The 18,812-nt window shown below is 58.8% G+C and carries 16 protein-coding genes; all 16 read right to left on the bottom strand.

Annotated elements, in window-relative coordinates; translation table 11 throughout:
* Positions 1–68: 68 nt before the first annotated feature.
* The 16 genes from DWX63_RS03385 to DWX63_RS03310 all read right to left on the bottom strand — a co-directional run bounded on the left by DWX63_RS03385 (position 69) and on the right by DWX63_RS03310 (position 18,506).
* Positions 69–731, bottom strand: a complete 663-nt coding sequence (locus DWX63_RS03385) for a response regulator transcription factor (RefSeq protein ID WP_006234733.1) — start codon at positions 729–731, stop codon at positions 69–71.
* 50 nt (positions 732–781) lie between these two features.
* Entirely contained in the window at positions 782–2,119 is a 1,338-nt protein-coding gene (locus DWX63_RS03380; protein WP_117817726.1) for a glutamine synthetase family protein, read from the bottom strand.
* 133 nt (positions 2,120–2,252) lie between these two features.
* Positions 2,253–2,624 carry a DUF86 domain-containing protein gene (locus DWX63_RS03375; protein WP_117842814.1) on the bottom strand — a complete coding sequence of 124 codons (372 nt, stop codon included), beginning with the start codon at positions 2,622–2,624 and terminating at the stop codon, positions 2,253–2,255.
* The gene (locus DWX63_RS03370; protein ID WP_117842813.1) at positions 2,611–3,105 is read right to left on the bottom strand and encodes a type II toxin-antitoxin system RelB/DinJ family antitoxin; all 495 of its coding nucleotides are present in this window, start codon (positions 3,103–3,105) and stop codon (positions 2,611–2,613) included. Before DWX63_RS03370 ends, DWX63_RS03375 begins: the two co-directional genes overlap by 14 nt.
* A 42-nt stretch (positions 3,106–3,147) precedes the next feature.
* A complete protein-coding gene (locus tag DWX63_RS03365; RefSeq protein ID WP_158559603.1) occupies positions 3,148–4,170 on the bottom strand; it encodes a LacI family DNA-binding transcriptional regulator in 1,023 nt (340 codons plus the stop codon).
* Between the two features lie 124 nt (positions 4,171–4,294).
* Complete coding sequence (locus DWX63_RS03360; protein WP_117583366.1) at positions 4,295–4,987, bottom strand: GntR family transcriptional regulator; 693 nt, start codon at positions 4,985–4,987, stop codon at positions 4,295–4,297.
* 540 nt (positions 4,988–5,527) lie between these two features.
* Positions 5,528–6,781, bottom strand: coding sequence for an ATP-binding protein (locus DWX63_RS03355; RefSeq protein ID WP_158550928.1), 1,254 nt, complete (start codon positions 6,779–6,781; stop codon positions 5,528–5,530).
* A gap of 367 nt (positions 6,782–7,148) precedes the next feature.
* A complete protein-coding gene (locus DWX63_RS03350) occupies positions 7,149–9,098 on the bottom strand; it encodes an NAD(P)/FAD-dependent oxidoreductase (RefSeq protein ID WP_117842811.1) in 1,950 nt (649 codons plus the stop codon).
* Positions 9,099–9,233: 135 nt separating this feature from the next.
* Positions 9,234–9,434, bottom strand: a complete 201-nt coding sequence (locus DWX63_RS03345) for a hypothetical protein (protein ID WP_035136858.1) — start codon at positions 9,432–9,434, stop codon at positions 9,234–9,236.
* A gap of 175 nt (positions 9,435–9,609) precedes the next feature.
* Entirely contained in the window at positions 9,610–11,937 is a 2,328-nt protein-coding gene (locus tag DWX63_RS03340) for a ferrous iron transporter B (protein WP_117842810.1), read from the bottom strand.
* Between the two features lie 123 nt (positions 11,938–12,060).
* Positions 12,061–12,282, bottom strand: a complete 222-nt coding sequence (locus DWX63_RS03335; protein ID WP_006234774.1) for a FeoA family protein — start codon at positions 12,280–12,282, stop codon at positions 12,061–12,063.
* Positions 12,283–12,320: 38 nt separating this feature from the next.
* Entirely contained in the window at positions 12,321–12,563 is a 243-nt protein-coding gene (locus DWX63_RS03330) for a FeoA family protein (protein ID WP_233514447.1), read from the bottom strand.
* 188 nt (positions 12,564–12,751) lie between these two features.
* A complete protein-coding gene (locus DWX63_RS03325; RefSeq protein ID WP_158559602.1) occupies positions 12,752–13,000 on the bottom strand; it encodes an HPr family phosphocarrier protein in 249 nt (82 codons plus the stop codon).
* Between the two features lie 421 nt (positions 13,001–13,421).
* Complete coding sequence (locus tag DWX63_RS03320) at positions 13,422–14,885, bottom strand: amino acid permease (RefSeq protein ID WP_117842809.1); 1,464 nt, start codon at positions 14,883–14,885, stop codon at positions 13,422–13,424.
* A gap of 153 nt (positions 14,886–15,038) precedes the next feature.
* Entirely contained in the window at positions 15,039–15,494 is a 456-nt protein-coding gene (locus DWX63_RS03315) for a hypothetical protein (RefSeq protein WP_117842808.1), read from the bottom strand.
* Positions 15,495–15,497: 3 nt separating this feature from the next.
* Positions 15,498–18,506, bottom strand: coding sequence for a glycoside hydrolase family 2 TIM barrel-domain containing protein (locus DWX63_RS03310; RefSeq protein ID WP_117842807.1), 3,009 nt, complete (start codon positions 18,504–18,506; stop codon positions 15,498–15,500).
* Between the last annotated feature and the right edge of the window lie 306 nt (positions 18,507–18,812).

The raw sequence follows: 18,812 nt of genomic DNA, 5'->3' as shown, positions 1-18,812 counted from the left end.
AACTCGAAGGGAACCCGCACCTGCGGCAAAACCACCACAAAGGTGCCTGTCCCCTTTGTGGTGGAAATCTAGTCCTTAAACAGATATCCCACGCCGCGGACGGTGGTGATGTGTGCCGCGATCTGCGGGCCCACCTTGGAGCGGATGCGTCGAATGTGCACGTCGACGGTACGCGTGCCGCCGCAGTACTCAAAGCCCCACACGCGGTGCAGCAGCACCTCGCGGCTGTAGGCGCGGTTGGGGTGCGTCGCCAAAAAGCTCAGCAGCGAGTACTCCATCAGCGTCAGGTCGATGGGCTCGTTATCGAGTGTCACCTGGTAGGTAGCCAGGTTAATCTCGAGGTTATCGATATTGAGCACATCGTCGGCGGTGACGGTCTCCTCCTCGCCCATCAGGCGCTGCGCGCGAGCCTTGAGCTCATTGGGCGTCGCCGTGGGGCATACAAAGTCGGCATGCGCGTGATTCGGCAGGCGCAGGGTGCCGAGCGCCTCGTCGTCGACGATCACCAGCATGGGGACACCGCCGCGATCGTCAAGCCACTTGGCAATCTGGTCGATGCGGTCGCTGCGGATGCCATCGGAATCGAGGATCAGCAGGTCAAAGTCATGCGCCGCAGTTGGCGAATCGGGAGTGGCCAGGCTCACCTCGACACCCAGGGTGGTCGTCAGGCTGCGGGCAAACTCGTGGAAGCGCGTCGTGCGCGCCATGAACAGGGCACTCTTTTCGGACATATCGGCCTCCAAAGAAATGAGCTCAATCGTACTGGAACAAGCCAGCGCGATTAGGAGTTCGCCAGGTAGTGCTTGATCTCCCACTCGGTGATCGTAGACTCAAACTTATGCCACTCGTCGCGCTTCTTTTTGAGGAAGAAGCTGTGGATGTGCTCGCCGAGGGCATCCTTCATAAACTGCGAGTCCTCAAACACGTCAAGCGCCTCTTTGAGCGAGCGCGGCAGCGGCGCGTAGCCGGCCTCGACCATCTGACGGTCGGTAAGCTTGAGCGTCTCGGCCGTGGCCTCGGGCGGGAGTTCCAGCTTGCGCTCGATGCCGTCCAGACCAGCCGCCAGCGTGACGGCGTTGACCAGGTACGGGTTGGCCATGGGGTCGGGACTGCGCAGCTCGATGCGCGTGGACAGCGGCTTGCCGGGCTTGTAGACCGGGATGCGGACCATACTCGCGCGGTTGCGCAGGCCCCACGTGGCGTACTGCGGCACGGAGTCGCCACCCGTGGTGATGCGCTTGTACGAGTTGACCGTGGGGTTGGTGATGGCGCTGATCTCGCGCGCGTGCGCTAAGATGCCGGCCATGTAGTGCTTGGCGATTTCGGAGAGGTGGTACTTCTCGTCGTCCTCGCCCCAAAAGACGTTGTTGCCGTCGTGGTCGAACAGCGACTGATGCAAAAACATGGCGCTGCCGTCCTCGCCCGCCAACGGCTTGGGCATAAAGGAAGCGTGGCAACCGCTCTCGTAGGCCTGCTGCTTAATGATGAGCTTGGCCGTGGTGACGGCGTCGGACATGCTCAGGGCCTCGGCGTGACGCAAGCTCATGCCGTGCTGCGAGCGGCCGGCGGCGTGGAAGGTGTACTCCACGGGCACGGACATCTTCTCGAGCGTGAGGACCGTGTTGCGACGCAGGTCGCGGGCGGCATCGCTCACCGAAAGATCGAAGTAGCCCACGTTGTCGAGCGGCTCGGGGGTGTGCTCGTCGGGGAAGTAGTAATACTCCAGCTCGGCACCCACGTTGAGCAGATAGCCAGCCTTCTCGGCCTTGCGGAACATGCGGCGCAGGGCATCGCGCGGGTCGCCGGCAAACGGCTTGCGATCGGGAGTGCACACATCGCAGAACACGCGGGCGACGCCGTTGTGGCTCGGGCGCCACGGCAGGATCTGGAAGGTCGAAGCATCGGGGAACGCCAGCATGTCGGCTTCCTCGGGCGTGGCAAAGCCCTCGATGGCCGAGCCGTCAAAGCCAATACCCTCCTCAAAAGCGACCTCGAGGTCCTCAGGGCTAATGGCAAAGTTCTTGAGGCGGCCGAGAATGTCGACAAACCACAGACGCACAAAGCGGATGTCACGCTGCTCTACAGAGCGGAGTACGTAATCGATGTTCTGCTGGTTCATGTCGCTCCCCTTTCTTTCGGGCGGGTTTCGACTGGTCTATATCGCAGATACTATCGCAGAAAAATGTTTCCGCAGGGTTAAAGCGTATCAAGCGCTCAAAAAACGTGTGCGAACAGGCTGGTATGACAAGTGATTATCGCTCGGATTCGGAAACAATTTGCCTACACGCTCGTTCCAGCGCCGGGAACTCCATCGTCACCGCATCCCAAACAACCGATCGGTCGACATTGCCGTAATCATGCGCGAGGTAATTTCTCATGCCGATAATTCCACGCCACTCAATTTCGGGATGAAGCCGCTGCGAGCGTTCCGACAACTTGCCCGCTTCTTCCGTCACCCTAAGCGCGCACATCAAAAGGGAGTCCGCCAACGCCCTCGTCCGCACGTCATTCGCATGCAGAAACTGGTCCTCGGTGATACCAAAAGCCTTGATGCGCTCGTTCGTTTCAGCGATGGCCTCCAAGACCTCTTGGGCGCGGAGACAGTCTGACTTACGCGCGATCATAAAGGATCACTCCTTCGCGCTCGATTACCGCGGCAAGATCGTCATCAAGATGATCACTCGAGACGAGGTCAACCTGCCTCCCGGTTTCTTTGCGCACCGCCTCACCAAACGCCGACAACGCGAAAAGGCCAAAGCCCTGATCGCGATCGACTTCGAGACGCAAGTCAATATCACTATCGGCGCGTGCCTCGCCACGGGCATACGAGCCAAAAAGAATCACGGTTTTGATGGCGGGAATCGAGCTGGCCGCCTCACGGACGGCTGACTCAATCTGAGCAGTATCCAAAATGTCTGCGGCGACGTTTTCGCTCGCAGAGTTTTTGCCAAGTGAAGGAACAAACGGCAGCGAGCGCTCGCGCAGCATCTGCCTCATAAACATATTGACCGCTACAGACGAAGTCATGCCGAGTTCTTCGCATAGCTCGGCAAATGAATCTTTAATTGACGAGTCCACTCGTACACTCAGTACAGACGCAGCCATGGATACCTCCTGTATGACATTGTCTATATATTATCACACAAACTAGCACGAGGTCGAAGCGCGGTGTTCGATGTGGCCGGGGATCTCGATGCGCTTGGGGGCGAGCTTTGCGGCATCGCCCACCGTAGTGGTAACGACGTCGATGCGCTCGGACAGGCGCTCGACTACGCGCTCGGCAATGGTAAGGGTGTCTTGCGCGGCCGTGGTCACACCGCCAAAGAGCACGTGGTTCCAGGGATAGTCGTCAAACGTCGCAATCTTGAGGCCAGCCGGCAACGAGGGTCCCAACTGTGCCAGTGCCTCGGTCAGACGCAGAAAGACCAGACCGTTGACGGCAATGAGGCCGAGCTTTTTTCCCGCATAGTCACGGATGGTCTCGTCCAGGCGACTGACACCCTCGACGCCACCATCGGCCAGGGTGACGACCTCACCCGCAAGGCCGCGGCGCGAAAGTTCGTCGACAAAGGCCTCGGCACGCTCGCGACGCACAGGGCTGTCGTCGCTTGCCTCGGTGAGCAGGCACAGGCGCTCGCTGCCCGCGACAGCCAAGGCGTCTACCAGGCCGGCGACCAGCTCACGGTTGTTGGAGGTCACCAGATCGACACCGCCGGCGGCAATATCGCGGTCGAGCAGCACGACGGGCAAGCGTCCCGCTGCCGCGGCGATTGCCTCGTCATTGCCGCCACAGGTGTTGACGACCAGGCCGTCCACGCCGGCATCGATAAGTCTGGTGAGCGACTCTGCTTCCTTGGCGGAATCATTGCCGCTAATGGCAGTCATAAGCGAGCAGCCGCGCGCGGCGGCACTGGCGGAAAGCCCTTCGAGCATGGCGCTGGAGAACGGGTTAGCGATGTCGGCCAGGATCACGCCGATGAGGTTGGTACGCGAGCTGCGCAGATTGCGCGCGGCGGCACGTGGGCGATAGCCGGTGCGATCGATAACCGCCGCGATGCGCGCGCGAGTTTCCTCGGTCATCTGCCCGGGGCGGTTGTTGAGATAGCGCGAAACCGTGGCCGGGCTCACGCCCGCCTCGGCGGCAATGTCCTTGATTCTCATCTGCGCCATAGCGCACCCCGTTTCCCAATTGTCGGCAGTCTGAGCCATTTTAGGCATTTTTTAAAAATCTCGGTTGCAAAACGCTGTAGGTGAGCAGCATCGTTTTTGTGTCTCGAGCAGATGCGGCGATGGGCTAGATTGACGAGTCTTTCGACAGCTCAAAGTAGTCGGGATGCAAGGCGATAACCGGGCCCTGTTCCTCGGGCATCAGATGCAGGTGCGTCTCTGCCAGGTAGCTCGCCGCGTCGGTATCGCCCTTCTTAATGGCCTCGAGAATTCGGCGATGCTGCCGACGAATCGGCTCCCAATCCAGATCCTGCGACACCATACGCAACCAGTTGTATCGCTCAAAATGTGTGTTGACGCTCTTCATCCAATCCCACAACATGTGGCGGCCGGCAATCTCAAAACACGTCTCATGGAACAGGTTGTCCAGATCGAAAAAGCGACGCGTTTCGCTATGGTCGAGCGACTCGGACTCGGCAAGAATCCGCTCGAGCCGCTGCTTTTGCTCGGGCGTGACGGCAGAGCAGCATTTAATGAGCACGCTTCTCTCGAGTTTCTCGCGCAAGAAACAGGCGTTCTCGGCGCGCTCCATGCTGATTTTTGAGACATAGGTGCCGCTTTTGGGACGCGTTTCCACCAGCTCCTGCTCACGCAAGCGCACAAAAGACTCGCGAATGGGCGTGCGCCCGATTCCCGTCTCCTTTTCCAGACCAATCGCCGAAAGGCGCGTGCCGGGCTTGAGCTCGGCATAGATGATCTTGGAGCGCAATGCGTTGTATGCCTGATCTTGCAGGCTCTGATTATGCTGGTGTTGTTCCATAAAGCCCTCGGATGAAGCTCACGGTTTGTCGAATTTCACCACGTAATACTATCGCATCGACACGCCCCAGCTCCCAATCAGTCTTTTTGGGACGGGGCTCTTTTAGCTACCCTGGCCCGCAGATCGGCCCCCCTTGCCACAAAAGTGGCCCATCTATTACGTTAACACGGATAGCCTCGGCCATACCGAAAACCGTGAAAACAAAACCGCAGGTAGACAGCTTGTCGATTTTCGAAAAAGCCGACTATGGTTGACCCCTGCGGCTTAAACGTAGTAGATAGGCCCTTTTCGTGACGCAGTACTACCGCACCCCAAATTGGCACCCCGAGCCTGTTATAAGTTGCTGTGAAATACGGACGGTGATAATCAAGGGTTGATAGTCAAGGCGCGCTATACGGCTTGCTATATTTCACTATACTTTGCTGTACGTCGCTATACTTTGCTATAACTTGACAATAATCGGCCCGTTACCATCCGGGATATAACGGACCCCAAGCCAACGCTGGCTTGGGGTCCGTCTTGTACCATGGCTCTTTTGGACTATGAGCGCTCGTATTTCGTGGCCCGCCCGGTTCCCTGCCTTACGATTGCATTCCGTTCAAGCAGAGATTCGAGTGCCGCCAACGTCCGCATGCGGCTCAGCCCCGTCTGTTTTTCAATCTCGCTTCGCGACATAATTCGCCCGCCCGACAAGGCATTGAGAACCTGGATCTCTTCCTCGGACCCTTCAAAGGCATCGGTAGCGGGCAATGTGACGGCCACCATGCCGCCGCGAACATCAAAAATTGGTTGATTGATCGAATCGCGATAGGCACGTCTAATGCGCGCGATTCCCGTGCCAAATTTCTCGATGTAATCCAGCTTTAAAAAGACCTCGGCGACAATTGGGTTTCTGAGCACGGATATCTGCCCATACAGGTATTGTTCCGTCGTCAAACCGGCGGGCAGTGATCCGGGCGAAGTCACAACAACACGATCGTCGTACAAGGCAATTTGAACATTCGCTCGAACGTCCCACGTCCGATGCACCAAAGCGTTTGCAACAGCTTCGCGGAATGCCTCAAGAGAAATTCGATCGGTTTGGACGCGCTCCATCCCTTCGATACGCTCAAAACGGTAGTAGCGTGCAAACATAGCCACCGCCCTGTCCACCTGCTCAATTGCGGATACATTTGTCGTCGTCTCACGGTCCAAGATCACATCCTCGGTATCGCCAAAACGGACGCAGTCGATGCCCGGAGAATCATTCTTATCCGCCAAAATCGCCGCAGCGTTGGTATAGCCATCTTTGCCGAGCAAGCGAAGCGTGCGCATAATATCCGGCGTTAGCTCGGAAATGCCGAGATGTTCAACACACTTATGCTCGAGCGTGTGAAAACTCAAGTCCTGGCGAGCCGACGTGAGCGCGTCGAACGTTACGTTGCTGCCTTCGAGCGTCAGCCTGCCATACTCAAACCGGTCGACCTCCACCGTTGCCGAATCGTTTCGCCTGTAGGCCTTTCCCTTGCTTCGATAGGGTTTGTCCTGGCCCTCATAAACCGTAAGGATTACGGTCCCGTGTTTCTCATCGCGCTCGAGCGTGTAACGGGGAGCGGGATCCAAGCTGTCATTAATCATGTTCTCGATGCGGAGACACTCTGCGACCGGATCTGCAAGGCCGACAGCCACGCCCTCGTCATCAACGCCAAACTCAATCTTGCCCGTCCCGTAGTTTGCATAGGCGCTCACCGTTTTAAGAAACGTCGGCGTAACGCTTTCCTTGTATTCGACTGTAGGGTTCTCTCTAACAACCATATGCACAACCCTCTCGTTTCGTACCATTCATAACCGTATTATAAGACGAAAACCGTTTGCGTACTGATTTATCAAAGACGCAAACGGTTTTCGTCTTTATTTGCGTACGGAATTAAGACGCATAATTTCGCTTTCGTATGGCTCAATACCGGACACAGACTGTTTTCGTCTGTCAATACGCCTGCAATCCAAACGAAAAGAGCCCCGAGCTCGTATGAACTCGGGGCTCTTTGTGCCGCACATCTATGAGAGGAGAAATTCGATGCGTACGGGCGCTACTCCATGAAGCCGCAATGGTGCAATGGGGCCAGATTTACATGCACCAAGTTGGTGCAAAGTAACCTGCCCCCACGCAACAAGGGGTTGACTAGAGCTCGCAGGCAACCTTGTAGCCATCGCCGATGGCATCGCGGATGTTGCCGCACTTGTTGGCATCGCCCAGCACGTGGGTGGCAACACCGGCAGCGGCAAGGTCGTCGGCCAACTTGGTATTGGGACGATAGCCCATGGCGAGCACCAGCGTATCGGCATCGGCGATGGTGTGGGCCTCGCCATCCTTTTCGTAGCTGATGGCATCCTCGGTGATCTCGGTCACCTTGGCCTCGGTCAGCACGTGAACGCCCTTGGAGAGCATGCGCGTGATGAGCACCGCGCGACCGGCACCACCCTCGTTGGCGGCGAGCGTCTTGGTCATCTCGATAACGGTGACGTCGCGATTGGCCGGCGACAGATCGTTGACCAGTGGGGCCAGGTAGTCGGCCGTCTCGCAACCGACGGTGCCGCCGCCCACGATGACAATCTTCTTGCCCGGGAAGGCCTTGCCACCCAGCAGGTCGTCGGCCGTCATGACCTGCTTAAATCCCTGCATGAAGGCCGGGGCGATGGGCTCGGCGCCATAAGCCAGGACAACCTCGTAGCCCGCGTAGTCACGCTGAATGTCCTCGGCCGAAAGCTCGGTACCAAAGACGCACTTCACGCCCGCCTTAGCAAGACGGCGATACTGGTACTTGATCACGCGGGTGAGTTCCTGCTTTGCCGGCGGAACGGCCGCGATGCGCATCTCGCCGCCCGGTTCGTCCTGTTTATCCACGAGCACCACATTGTGACCGCGCTTGGCGGCAATGTAGGCTGCCTCCATGCCCGCAGGACCAGCGCCCACAACCAGTACGTTCTTGGCCTCGGCGGCAGGCTCGTAGCCGGCCTCATCGCGCTCCACGTCCGGGTTGACGGTGCAGGAGATGCGCTTGCCAAACATAATGCCGTTCAGGCAGCGCAGACAGCCAATGCAGGGGCGGATGTCGTCGGCGTTGCCGGCAGCGGCTTTGTTGCAGAACTCGGCATCACACAGATTGGCGCGACCCATCATGCAGATATCGGCAGCACCGTCCTCGATCAGCTCCTCGGCGATCCAAGCCTCGTTGATACGTCCGACGGTGGCGACGGGAATGTTGACGTGCTTTTTGATCTCGCGCGAGCAGGCGGCGTGCGAGGCCTGCTGCGTGCCGGCGGCGGGAATCGCAGAGCCGCGCTTGATGGTGGTGCCGCCCGACACGTGAATCATGTCGACGCCGGCCTTCTCCAGGCGACGCGAGACGTAGATCATGTCGTTGAGGGTCAGGCCACCATCGGTGTACTCGTCACCCGAGATGCGGACGTCGATGATAAAGTCCTTGCCGCAGCGCTCGCGAATCTCGGCGATGACCTCGAGCAAAAAGCGCATGCGGGCGTCGAGCGAGCCGCCGTACTCGTCGGTGCGCTTGTTGTAGAGCGGGGTCAAAAAGCCGCCGAGCATGCCGTGGGCGTGCGCCGCGTGGACCTCGACGCCATCGACGCCAGCCTTTTGCATACGCACGGCGGCGTCGCCAAACTGGTGCGTGAGCTCGTGGATCTCGTCAACCGTGATGGGGCGCGGTGCCTCGCGGGCGTAAGACGGGCCCACAAAGGACGGAGCGATCAGGCGAGGCGTGCCCGGAACGTTAAAGGCCATGTAGGCGGGGTGGAAGAGCTGCGGCATGATCTTGCAGCCATACTCGTGGACGGCCGCGGCGAGCTTTTCCCAGCCGGGGATAAACGTGTCGTCGTAGCAGCACATGTCACCCGGCAGATAGGTATAGGTGGGCTCGACCGTCACGACCTCGGTAATGATGAGGCCCACGCCGCCCTTGGCGCGGGCACGGTAATGATCGACCAAGTCGTCGGTCACATAGCCATGATCGGCCAGGTTGGTAGATACCGGCGGCATAAAGACGCGGTTCTTGACCTCGGTCGTACCGACCTTGATCGGGCTAAAGAGCATCGGGTAGGCGGAGGACTCCATGCAGGTTTCCTTTCGATTGAGCCGCTCGGCGGCAGTTACTGACGTACCTATCGTAGCAGTAACTGCGCAGCACCCGACAGATCGCAGATTGCACGGCACTCGTCAAAAGGAGAAACAGAGACGTCCCCGTTCACCTTATTTGATACCGCGGCCCAAGTCTTCGGCGATTTTGTCTACGCCCTTAAGTGCGGCGCAGGTCTTTTTATTGGAGCAATGTCCTGTGCAAACGCCACCTTGAGCGCAGTCGGCGCAGGTGCCCTTGCGATAAATGCGCACGCACACGGCGACAAACGCAATGCCGATAACAGCCAGTACAACAATATCGATAGGTGCCATAGCAAGCCTCCTCTAGTTAACCACCACTTACTTTACCCCATTCTCCACCTGCCAAAAAGGGACAGGTATATTTTGGTCGGTTTTATCTGCGGAAACGCCACATCTCCCTCACCAAAAAGCCCGAGTGTCGCTGGGACACCCGGGCTCGTAGAAAGGGGCTAATCCTTATTCGGACTTAAGCGGAAACTGCGGCGGAAGCAGTGTTGGTCTCGTCCTCGTCGGTCCATGCATGCTTGGGCATGGGACGGAAGATCTGGAAGAGCATCGCAACCAGCAGCACGATGGCTACAATCGTCCAAATACCAAACTGGCCCAACACAAACAGGTTGTAGAACTGGTTGATGAACAGGCCGATGACCCAAGCGAAGGCGCACTCGTAGCCGATGGCAATCGCGGTCCACTTGCCGGAGTCCATCTGGTTGCGGATAGTGCCCATGGCGGCAAAGCACGGAGCGCACAGCAGGTTGAAGGCACCAAAGGCCACGCAAGCACCCATGGTGGGGAACATGCCCGCAAACGCGGTCCACAGGCTCGGGTCGGTCTCGCCAGCATCGGCGACGGAGAGCAGCGAGCCGGCGGTAGCGACGACATTCTCCTTAGCCACGAGGCCGGAGACGGTCAGCGCGGTGGCCTGCCAGGTGCTAAAGCCGAGCGGGGCGAAGATCCAAGCGACCAGGTTGCCGAGCATGGCGAGCACGGAGTAATCCATGAACTCCTCGGGGATGCCGTCCATCGCAGGCAGGAAGCCAAAGGAACCGTTGTAGCTGCCAAAGTTGGAGAGGAACCAAACGACGACGGTGGACGCGAAGATGACCGTACCGGCCTTCTTGATAAAGGCCCAGCAGCGCTCCCACACGTGCAGCGCCCAAGAACGGATCGCCGGGAAGTGGTAGGCAGGAAGCTCCATAACAAACGGCGTCGGGCGGCCGGCGAAGAGCTTGGTCTTCTTGAGCATGAGGCCCGAAGCAATGACGGCAAAGACGCCCAGGAAGTAGAAGAGCGGGCTGATCCACGCGGCGGTGGTGGAAGAATCGCCGATGATGGAACCCATGAGCAGGGCAATGATCGGCAGCTTAGCGCCACAGGGAATAAACGTGGTGGTCATGACCGTCATACGGCGGTCCTTCTCGTTCTCGATGGTCTTGGTGGCCATGACGCCGGGGACGCCGCAACCCGAGGACACGAGCATCGGGATGAACGACTTACCGGACAGGCCAAACCGGCGGAACACGCGGTCCATGATGAAGGCGACACGGGCCATGTAGCCGCAGTCCTCCAGGAAAGACAGCATCACGAACAGCAGGAACATCTGCGGCACGAAGCCGAAGATGGCGCCCAGACCGCCGACGATACCGTCACAGACCAGCGAATCGACCAGGCCACCGTCCTCGGTGCCGCCCGCCACAAGGGCATCGTGCACCACGGTGGTGATACCCGGAACATAGGGGCCGTACTGTGCCGGGTCGACCGAGTCGGCGGCGTCACCCGCAGCCTCGACAGCTGCGTCGTAGGCGTCGCGGCCCTGGCCGAGCACATACCAACCGTCGGTGCCGAAGAGCTGGTCGTTGGTGAAGTCGGTCACCGTGCCGCCCAAGGTAGAGACGGCAATGTAGTACACGCAGAACATGATGACCACAAAGATCGGCAGGCCCAAGATACGGTTGGTAACCACACGGTCGATCTTCTCGGAGGTGCTCATCTTGGTCGGAGCCTTGGTGAGGCACTCGTCGATGATGTGGGCGATCACGCCGTAGCGCTCGCCGGTGATGATGGACTCGGCGTCGTCGTCGCAATCCTGCTCGCACTGGGCGACCAGCTGCTCGACGCGAGCGGCCTTCTCCTTGGTGAGGTTGATGAGCTTGCAGGCGTCCGCGTCGCGCTCGAACAGCTTGACGGCGTAGTAGCGACGCTTGTTGGCGGGAACGCTCGCCGGCAGATTGTTCTCGATGTGGTCCAGAACGTCCTCGATGGAGGAATCGAACTTGTGCTCCGGCACCTGGCCCTTGGAAGCAGCGGACTTCTTGACCTGCTCGAACAGCTCCGTGATGCCCTTGTTCTTAAGAGCCGAGATCATCATGACCGGGCAGCCGAGCTTCTTGGAGAGCTTGTCCGTGTCGATCTTATCGCCGTTCTTCTCGACCAAGTCGGCCATGTTGAGGGCGACGACCACGGGCAGGCCGGTCTCGATAACCTGAAGCGCCAGGTACAGGTTGCGCTCGAGGTTGGTGGCATCGACCACCTGGACGACGACATCGGGCTCGCCGCTCATGAGGTAGTCGCGCGAGCACTGCTCCTCGGGGCTGTAGGGGGAAAGCGAGTAGATGCCGGGGAGGTCCGTAATCGTGACGTTCTTGTCGCTTAGGAGCTTGGCTTCCTTTTTCTCAACCGTGACGCCGGGCCAGTTGCCAACGTAGCCGTTGGCGCCGGTGATCAGGTTGAAAAGCGTGGTCTTGCCGCAGTTGGGGTTACCCGCCAGCGCGACATGGATCTGAGAATCCGCCATTCAATCCTTCTTCCTTGTGTGCCCGCGCTGCTTTCTCCGCGCAGGCTGGATAATGTGCTTCAAAGATGCTGCATTAAGTTAGAAAAACCTAACTTTATCTGCAGAAATATGTGCCGCCGGCCTTTACTGGACCTCGACGACGGCAGCCTCCTCCTTGCGGATGGAGAGCTCGTAGCCACGCACGTTGATCTCGACCGGATCTCCGAGCGGTGCAACCTTTACGACCTTGAACGAAGTGCCCTTGATGAGCCCCAGGTCCATAAGGTGGCGGCGAAGCGCACCCTCACCGTGAAGCTTGACGATGGTGGAGCTCTCGCCCACCTTAACGTCACCCAACGTCTTCATTTACTTGTCCCCCTTTCGGTTTTTTTAAATGCTGCGGACTAACTGACGGTCATGATGTGCATGGCAACCTTGGAATCGATACCAAAGCGTGCGCCCAGCACCGTGACGATGATATTGGCGCCACTCGAGCTCACCACGTGAATTTCGCTGCCCTCGACAAAGCCGAGGTCCTTGAGGTGGTGCTTCATATCCTCATTGCCCTTTACACGAGACACGCGCACGGTTTCGCCCGCTTTTACCATCGAAAGCGGCATTGCCGGCATCTGCGGTCCGCAAGACATGAGTGGCTCCTAACGTCAGTTCGTCCTCAACATCGACGCGGTAAAAGTTAACCACATCTATGTTCGCTTTAGTAAACTAGCACGTGGTTAACTTTTTGGAAAGGGTCCCCATTTAGATTCCGAAAAAGTTTCCTATACGAAACAAAAAGGCGCGGCAAAGAGCTGTCCTTTGCCGCGCCCTGTCATGCTTAGAGCGAGAGGTTTCTGATCGACGTGACGCAGGAAGCCTCGTCTACGCCCGAAACGCGGAAGATGATGTCCTCGCCGCACTCGCCGTAGAGAGCCATGAGCCCCATTACATCGCGGCCGTCGGTATGGCGATCGCCGATACTGACCGATACGTTGCTACGATGCTTGGCAATGATGTCGTAAAGCAGCGCAACCGGGCGGGCATGCAGTCCCAACGGATCTTTAATCGTCTTTGTAAACTCGACCATGTCCCCTCCCGCGGCATCGCACATTCGGCCGGCAAACCCAGCCACGTGGTAGTTATTGTAGCGTTAGATGCTTGTCGAGAGCTCCTCTGAACACCTCGTGGGCAAAAAGTGGCAAATATGAGTACTGTCACCAATTTAGTAGCAGCAAAATCGAGAGCAAAGTGCCTACTTTGAGCGATTCGAAGAGGTTGAAAGCCGTCAAACGCCCTTTAAAGGGGGTTAGATAAATTGATTTTGAGCCCATTTTCGCTCAGAACGGGCCGAAAAATATGACACCTCTTTTGCAACAGTACTCATATTTGGCATTTTTTGACCACGGGGTCCAAAACCATGTCCCAAAACACAAAAGGAGGGGCCTCGTAAGGCCCCTCCTTAGGAAAGGGAATCGATTTATTCCACAGCCGCAGATTAATCCTAGCCGCTACTCCATCATGTCGAGGACGGAGGGGCGAAGCTCGCTCTCGGCAGCCTCGGGATCGGTCTCGCGCAGGCGGTTGATGTAGCGGTTGTACCACATCACGGCAAGGCCCAGGAAGATAACTACACCGCCAACGTTGTAGACCAGTGTCAGCCACAGAGGCTGATCGAGCGGGATGGTGCCGCAGATAAGCACGAAGCAGAAGACCACAAGCAGGAATGCAGCAATGGCCAGGCCAAAGGTACGCGAACCCATGCGGAAGCCACGGGGAGCAGCATCGAAGTTCTTGCGCAGCATAAAGTAGGCAAGCAGGATTAGCAGCGGCGGGAGCAGAGCGGTGGCAGCCGTCATGTTGGTGACGATCATGAGCAGGTCGTCTAGGTTGCCGGAGCCCAGGGCCGGGATGATCAGGATGGGGACGACGATGGCAAACTGCAGCCAGGCAGCGCGGGCAGGAATGCCGTGCTCGTTGAGCTCGACGATCTTGCTACCAAAGACGCCCTTGGGGATCTCGGTGAAGAAGACCTTGATGGGAGCAGAGGTCCACATCATGAGGGAGCCCAGCGTGGCAGCGAGAAGGATCAGGCCAATGACGCGCGTGGACACTTCCATGGGAATGCCAAAGTGGGCAAAGACAGCGCCGAATACGTCGAAGATACCGGTGGAGATGGCAACGCCGCCCTCGGGAATGAACAGGTTGACCAGCAGCGAAGCGCCTGCATACAGAAGGCCGATGGTCAGGCCGGCGATAACGACGGTGCGCACGAAGGCCTTGACGCCACCCTTAAGGTCGTTAAGGAACACGCCGACAGACTCAGCGCCGCCAACGCCCTGGATGATCCAGGCAAGCGTACCGAAGAAGCCCCACATAGTTGCGAAGTTGGTCGTGTCGGGAGCCATGTTAGCGGGGGTAGGAGCCGTAGCGAACTCGACGCCGCCAAAGGCAGCAGCCAGGGACAGCAAGATGAACACGGCAGTCAGGCCGAGAGCCGCGGTCGAGCCGAAGGAGGAAATGGAGCCGATCCACTTAGCGCCCTTGGTCGAAACCCACGTGGCGATAGCAAAGACGACGATCTCGATAATGGTGATCCACAGCTGCGAGAGCTCGGCATTGGCACCAAAGAACACGTAGCTCGCGTAAATGATGACGTTAGGCAGGACGGACGCAAAGTAGAACAGGTTAACGAACCAGTAGCTAAACGCCGTCAGGAATGCCCAGCGGCCGCCCATCGAGGTCTTGACCCAGGCGTACACGCCCGACTCGGAGTCCTTGTTAAGGCCGACGAACTCGGCGGTAACCAGGGTATAGGGGACAAAGTACAAAAGCGTGGCGAAGAAGAACGACGGCGCAGCTGCCAAGCCGATGGCCGCGTTGTTGTTGATGATGTTCTTGATACCGAACACGGCGGCGACCGTCATGCCCAGCAGAGCGAACGAACCAATCGTTCCTCGTTTTTCAGAGCTCATAAGCCCTCCCAATCATCCGTTATATCTCATCTAAAACCGTCCGGACTGCAAGCGCAATCGTGGACGGCGCACCTGCTAAGGGGAATGGGGAAAAGGGAGTCAACAAAGCCATCCCCCTTAACGGCGCTAAGCAAACGCCCAAACGGACGAATACTACTTGTTGGGGAAGGAATAACCTTCAACCGTCACGTGCAGTACCACGACGCGGGAATCCGCGACATCGGCCACGACACGGTAGGCCTCGTCAATTTCGACGACGGCAACGCCGCCGGCGGGAATCGTCACGGTCTCCCCCATACCCTCAAAGCGCTCGCGATCGTCGATATCGCTGTAAGTGCGCGTGCAGGTAAGATCCGCCTTGGAAGCCACCTCGACGGTCAGGTCGCCGTCGAGCGGAGCGAGCACGGCATGGTAGCGACGGTGACCGACCAGATCGGCGGTAGCGGCCTCGCGGGCATAGACCCACCAGTACACCAACGAGTCGCCGATGGAGTAAGCCACGTCGTGCTGCAGGTCGGCAACGCCATCGAGCGCCTGACCGGTGCGCATCCACTTCTTGACGGACTTCATCTGAGCGTCGAAATCGGCGCGCGAGTTAAAGACATGCATGACTTATGCCTCCTTAATGGGTGCCAGCGCCTGAGCCAGATCGGCAGACGTCAGCGGTCGCAGGGACACCTCAAAGCTGAAGCTCTCAAAACGGGTGCGGTAGGAATCGAGCACCTCGGAACCCCAAGAGTTCGAACCAAGGCCGAGCAGCTGGTCGTTGATATTGACCGTAACCGCGTCGCCCTTGACAAGGTCGTAGACGTGCTTGGCGTTATCTATAGCCTCGCAGCTATAGGGCCATGCCGAGAACGAGAACGGGTTGGAGGCGGCGTCGCTCGGACGCGTCACGACCAGACCGTCACCGTGGCTAGAGCGCAGGGCGACCCAACGGGTGCCCTCGCGGTTAGCACAATCCTGAGGCATAACGTAGGGCGTGAACATGTCGTCGACCGTAGTGCGGTAATGACCGACCGGGTTGGCGCGCAGCGAGTCCGGATAGTTCTCGCCCGGGCCGTGGCCATACCACTCGACGGCACGATCGCAACCGGGGACCTCGAAGGAGATGCCGATGCGCGGGATGATATCCGAGTAATCGCCGTAGGGCTCGCCGGAAACCTTGAGGTCGACGCGACCGCTCGGAAGCACGGTGTAGACGAGCTCGACGCGCATGCCGAACGCGCGGACGGGAGGAGCGATACGCTGGCTCACGGTAACGACGACCGCATTGCCATCCTGCTTCCAAGAAACCTTGCGGGTAGACGTCTGCATCACATCGATGAAGTTGTCCTTCCACAGTGAGTCATACTCCTGGGCATGGTTATCGACGAGCGGATGCCAAAAACCAACCTGGGGACCAGAGGCCATGACGTCGCGGCCGGATGCCTTCCACTCGCTCACGGTACCGTTGACTTTGCTGAAGGTCAGCTCGCCGTTGAGGGAGTGGATGCGGATCTCCTGCTCGGTCTCCTCAACCGTAAGCTCAGGACGAGCGGGGGCCACGATGGTCGGCGCCGGATGGTTTGCGATGGCAAACTGGCTAGCGCCCAGCTGGAACATCGGCTCGCACCAGACGTGAGCGGCCATGGTGTAGGCGCGCACGGTCAGCAGGGTCTCGCCCACTGCGGCCTCGCGAATCACCAGTGGCAGCTGGACGGACTCGCCGGGGGCAACCGCGCCGGGCATGAGCGTCTTGCGGCAGACCACGTCGCCGTCCACCAGGGTCTCGGCCGACAGGCAGACATCCTCGAGGGTGGTGAACCAACGCTTGTTGGTGACGGTCAGCTCGCCTGCCTCGGCGTCATAAGCCATGCGGACCGGGCAGATAACCTGGCCGTACTCGGTAAGGCCCGGACTCGGCTGCTGCCAGGGGAACACCATGCCATCGATGCAGAAGTTGCTGTTGTTGGGGTAATCGCCGTTGTCGCCACCATACATATCGTAGGCAACGCCGTCCTCGGTCACAGCAGCCAAACCGTGGTCGCACCATTCCCAAATGAACTGGCCCTGGATGCAATCCCAACGATCGAAGACCTCCTGGTACTCGGACAGGCCTCCGGGACCATTGCCCATGGAGTGACCGTACTCACAGTTGATGCGCGGCTTGGGGAATGGGTGCTCGCCAAAGTCGTTCATCTGCGAAACACGGGAGTACATCGTGGAGATAACGTCGACGGTATCGGCGTTGCGGTCCTCCTCATAATGGACCGGACGATCATCGAGCTCGTGAGCCTTGGCGTACATCGCGCGGATGTTGCAGCCATAGCCGCTCTCGTTGCCCATCGACCACATAATGATGCAGGCGTGGTTGCGCTCCTGCATCACCAGGCGCTCAATGCGGTCGACGTAGGCCGGCTCCCATGCCGGATCGTCGGTGACCAGGGCGATGTTGCCGATATTCTCGAAGCCGTGGCTCTCCATATCGGTCTCGGCGACCAGCATGATGCCATACTCATCACACAGCTCGTAGAAGCGCGGGTCATTGGCATAGTGAGAGGTGCGCACCGCGTTGATGTTGTGCCGCTTCATGAGCTCCAGGTCGCGGCGCATGCGATCGAGGCCCACGGCGCGGCCCTTGTGATCGTCGTGATCGTGGCGGTTGACGCCATGCATCTTAAAGTAGGTGCCGTTGAGGTAGATATGATTGCCCTCGACCGTCACCTCGGCAAGACCCTGGCGATGCGGAACGTACTCGCTGGCCTCGTCGCCATCGTAGACCTCAAACGTAAGGTCATAGAGGAAGGGGTCCTCGGGATTCCAGAAGTGGGCATCGGCAACGCTGCACTCGGCATGGCCGTCGACGCACTCACCCGTAGCCACCACGTTTCCGCCATCGCTGAGCGTATACACAACGCGGGTAGCGCCCTCGGCCACCGTATCGAGCGTGATCAGAGCGGCATCGCCCTCGCGGTGCGTGCGGAACCTAAAGTCGACCAGGTGCGCGGCGGGACGCTGCATAAGGTACACATCGCGGAAGATGCCCGAGGCCCACCACATGTCCTGATCCTCGATATAGCTGCCATCACTGTACTGCAGAGCCTTGACCGCAAACAGGTTGTCGCCCTCGACGAGCGCGTCGGTCACGTCAAACTCGGCAGACAGGCGCGAACCCTTGGTCATGCCGATAAACTGACCGTTGACGTACAGCTCACCATAGCTCTCGATGCCGTCAAAGCGAATGATCTCGCGAGCGCCGGCAGGCACGGCGGGAAGGTTGACGATGCGCTGGTAGACGCCCGTGGGGTCGTCGGAGGGAACGAACGGCTGATCCACCGGGAACGGGAAACCCTCGTCGGTGTAGGCAAGGTTGCCATAGCCATCCACCTGCCACAGGTGCGGAACCTCCACGTGATCCCACTCGGGCTCGTACGTGGAGAGCTCCTCGTTGGAAACGGCAGCAGGCCCCTCAAAGAGGCGGAACTGCCACGAGCCGGACAGCTGGACAAACCCGCGCGACAGCTCGCGGCTGTACGTAGCGGCGAGATCGGCGGTCTCGTAACCCATAAAGTACGCATGGGGTGCCAGGCGGCTCCTGTGGGTGAGCGCTTGGTTTTCCCAATCGTTAATGGCGTCCATGGTGATGCTCCTTCGTCATCGTAGTGATTCTTGTGCAACCGGTTGTCCTTATCTTACGGGCGATGCAAAAAATTGTGCAACCGGTTGTCCGCTGAACGGTCGATTTGGTCGGATTAACGGTGCAACCGGTTGTACAGCTGCGACACTTATGTCACCCTGAGTATCGAAACTCAGCGCAAAACATCGTTCTTAAGCTCGTAGGCAACCGCCACGCCCGCTGATATCTCACCCACACGAGACGTATTCGATTGCGGCTTGGTTGCAAAACGACACCTGTCACCGGATATCATGAACGCTGTTCAGGTG

Source organism: Collinsella sp. AF20-14LB, assembly GCF_003459505.1.
GTDB lineage: Bacteria > Actinomycetota > Coriobacteriia > Coriobacteriales > Coriobacteriaceae > Collinsella.
Note: the sequence above shows the minus strand (reverse complement) of the source record. Positions and strands in the feature narration are given on the sequence as shown.